2 protein-coding genes are annotated in these 3,794 nt (G+C 71.7%); one reads left to right on the plus strand and one right to left on the minus strand.

Annotation, left to right across the window (positions count from 1 at the left end):
- Positions 1-34 precede the first annotated feature (34 nt).
- Positions 35-3,451 (plus strand): hybrid sensor histidine kinase/response regulator, encoded by a 3,417-nt coding sequence (locus tag D6718_13970; GenBank protein ID RMG42348.1) that lies wholly within the window; start codon positions 35-37, stop codon positions 3,449-3,451.
- On the opposite strand, the gene D6718_13975 is transcribed toward D6718_13970, so the two are convergent.
- A partial coding sequence (locus D6718_13975) for a hypothetical protein (GenBank protein RMG42349.1) occupies positions 3,435-3,794 on the minus strand: 360 nt, incomplete at its 5' end. The two genes, D6718_13970 and D6718_13975, sit on opposite strands and share 17 nt — an antisense overlap.

Here is a 3,794-nt window from a genome sequence, read left to right on the forward strand (position 1 = left end):
CCGGCAAGACATTGCCCCGCGCGAGGCGCACCGCGTGGCCCTTCCGGGGGTCGCCGTCACCGCCCTGTTCGCGGCCCCCTCGGGCGAGATCTGGTACGGGCGGGGCGACGGGGGCGCCGGGGTCCTGGTTCCCGTGAGGGGTCCGGTGGGGACGATGCGCTACGAGCCTCAGGAGCGCCCCTCGCTGGCTGCGCTCGAGGGCGTGGCGGTCACCGACATCGCCCTGGACGGGTACGGCCGGCTGTGGTTCGCCACCCGCGGTCGGGGCCTGTACGAGCTCGAACCGCTGGCCGCCGGACACTCTCGCCGGACGATGCGCCGCTTCGGAACGTCGTCCGGCCTCGCCTACGACGCGATCGCCGACCTGACGGTCGACCGCGAGGGGCACCTGTGGGCCGGGACCGACGGCGGCGGGCTGTCGGTCTACCGCGGGGAGCGGTTCAGCACCTATCCGCTCTCGCCGGACCCGAAGCTGCACACGGTCTGGGCGCTGTGGCCGGCCGGCGAGGACCGCCTGTGGGTCGGGACGGAGGCGGGGCTCGCTCTGGTCGACCTCGCCTCCGGCGACCTGCGGGCCGTCGCCAGCTCCGCGGCGGCGGCCGGCTGCCCCGGTCCGGTGCGCGACATCGCGCCCGATCCCGGCGGGGGCCTCTATCTGGCGACCAAGGGAAGCGGGCTGTGCTATTTCGAGCCGGCGACCGGGCGGGCGTTCGCGGTGACCGCCGAGCACGGCCTGCCTTCGAACACCGTTCTGGACATCGAGCGCGGCCCCTCGGGAGACCTCTGGATGGGGCTCCTGGACGGGGGGTTCGCGCGCTACGTGCCGCCAGCCGGTGGACCGCGGCCGGGAGCGCCCGGCTCGGTCGACATCGTCCCGCTGCCCGAGGTCGCCGGCCGCCGTCCGAGCGTGTACGCCGTTTATGCCGACGCGAGCGGGGCCGTCTGGGCCGGTGTCACCGGCGTCGGACTGGCGCGGGTCGTGCCGGCGAAGGGCCTGACGCCGCTCATCTACGGGCCGGAGCGGGGGATCGAGCGGCTCGGGATCAACCAGATCGCCGGAGACGAATCGGGTGGGCTGTGGGTGGCCGCGGACGACGGCGGCCTCTACAGCTTCGACGGCGAGCGCTTCGAGGACCGCGCCGCCGGCACCCCCATCGCCACCGAGAACGTCTACCTCGTCCAGCCGCAGGGGCACGGAACGGTCTGGGTCGGCACCAACGGCGGCCTGTACCGTCTCGAGGCGAAGACCGGCCGGGTGCAGCACTTCGGCCCGGCCGACGGCTTCGAACCGGTGGAAACGAACGTGCACGCCACGTACAAGGCGCCGACGGGGGAGATCTGGTTCGGCACCGTGAGCGGGGCCGTCAAGTACGACCCGAGGCTCGACCACCCCAGCGAGGTGCCGCCGCTCGTGCACCTGACCGGCGTGCAGGTTTTCTTCAAGCCCGTTCCGATCGCCGGCGAGGCGCGGTTCGGTCACCGACAGAACCACCTCACCTTCGAGTTCGTCGGGATCTCGCTCGCGGCGCCCGAGAAGGTCCGCTACCAGTTCATGCTGGAGGGGTTCGACGAGACGTGGCAGCCGGTGACGAGCCACTCGCGCGTCACCTACTCCAACCTCCCGCCGGGGCACTACACGTTCCGGGTGCGGGCCGCGAACGCCGCCGGCATCTGGTCCGAGAACGAAGCGCGCTACTCGTTCACGATCCTCGCTCCCTTCTGGGCCACGTGGTGGTTCTACCTGGCCACCGGGCTGGCGGCCGCCGGCGCGGTGACGGCGGGGTACCGCCACCGGGTGCGCGCGATCAGGAAGCGCCAGCAGGAGCTCGAGGAGACGGTCGCCGAGCGGACAAGGGAGATCGCCCGCCAGCGGCTGGAGCTGGAGCGCACCAACAAGACGCTGCAGCAGGCGCTGATCGATGCCGAGCAGTCGGCGCGGGCGAAATCGACGTTCCTGGCGACGATGAGCCACGAGATCCGCACCCCGATGAACGGCATCCTGGGGACGGCCGAGCTGCTTCTCGACACCGGCCTCTCCGAGGAGCAGCGCGAGCTGGTCGAAATCATTCACTCCTCGGGCGGCACGCTGCTCAACCTCCTCAACGACATCCTCGAGCTGAGCCGGGCGGAGGCTGGCAGGCTGACGCTCCACACCATGTCCTTCGACCCCCACGAGGTGATCCATCGCACCGTCCAGCTGCTGATGCCGAAGGCGCGCGAGGCCGGACTCGAGCTGGCCTACGCGATCATGCCGCCGGTTCCGCGCGAGGCGACGGGCGACCCGCACCGGCTCCGCCAGATTTTCATCAACCTGATCGGCAACGCCATCAAGTTCACCGAACGGGGACAGATCACGGTGACCGTATCGGCGCGGCCCGGCCGCCGCGAGAACTCGTTCTTCCTCGACGCGACGGTCGCCGATTCCGGCATCGGGATCCGCGAGGCCGATCTCAAGAGGATCTTCGAGCCGTTCGTCCAGGTCGAGGACTCGTTCGCGCGGAGGCGGACCGGGTCGGGTCTGGGGCTCGGGATCTGCCGCGAGATCGTTCGCGCCATGGGCGGCACCATCAGCGCCACGAGCGAACCGGGGCGCGGGAGCGAGTTCCGCTTCACCGTCGAGCTCGGGGGGTCGGCCGGCTCTCCGACGACATCGCGCCTCGACGGCGTGCGCGTCGTCATCGCCCACGACAACCTCGCCGTCGCGCACCTCTACGGCACGCTCCTCGAATCGCACGGAGCGCGGATCGCGCGCAGCCCGTTCACCGGTTTCCCCCCGGACGATCTCGAAGCCGATGCGATTCTCCTCGCGCCCCGCGGCGACCTCGAGCGCCTGCGCGCCCCCTTCGCCCGACTCCGGCGGCGCCTCGCGCGCACCGGGGCGAGGATGGCGGTGCTGCTCCCGCCGCGGCACCGGCTTCCGGAGCGCGTGTTCGAAGGCGTGGAAGCCAGGGTGAAGGTCCTCCACGAGCCCGCCGCTCCCCTGGATGTCCTCGAGGCCCTGGCCGAGCCGGCGAGCGACGGTCACCCGGAGGACGCGTCCCGGCCCGCGGGGACGTCCGTCGAGCGGAAGCTCTCGGTTCTGGTCGTCGACGACAACCTCATCAATCTCAAGGTGACCGAGAGGATGCTCGAGCGGCTCGGCTGCGAGGTCCGGCGGTCCACGAGCGGCGAGGGCGCCGTCGGGCTGTTCCGGCGCCATCGGTTCGACGTGGTCTTCATGGATTGCCAGATGCCCGACATCGACGGCTTCGAGGCGACGAGGAGGATCCGCGAGCTGCCCGGAGGCGACGCCGTCGTCGTCGTCGCCCTGACGGCCAACGCGATGCAGGGCGACCGGGAGCGCTGCCTCGCCGCCGGAATGGACGAGTACCTCGCCAAGCCGGTGTCGAAGGAGCAGCTCGAGCGGATCCTCGAGCGCTGCCTCCAGGGCGATCTCAGGGCCGGCGCCTGACCGCAGCCTCCCCCGGCCCCTCTCCTCCCGCTCGAAGGGCGGGAGCGGCCCGGAGAACACCGAAGAGCGGCAGCGGTCCCCGGCCGACGTCGTTTCCGATCGACAGCACGACCTGCACCGGGAGAGAGGTTCCTCCGAGATCGACGCCGCGGCCCTCCGCGGCGAACGCGTTCTTCGCGATCAGAAGGCGCGTCAGGCCCGGGCCGCGGGCGGTGAACAGGCACCGGCCGTCCCGGCAGCGGAACGACCCGGGGGGCAACCTGCGCTCGAAGGAACCGAAGCGGAAGGTCACCGGCTCGGTCGCGGGATCGATGCCGTCGCTCCCGTCACCCAGGCAGAACCG

The organism is Acidobacteriota bacterium, assembly GCA_003696075.1.
Taxonomy (GTDB): Bacteria; Acidobacteriota; Polarisedimenticolia; order J045; family J045; genus J045.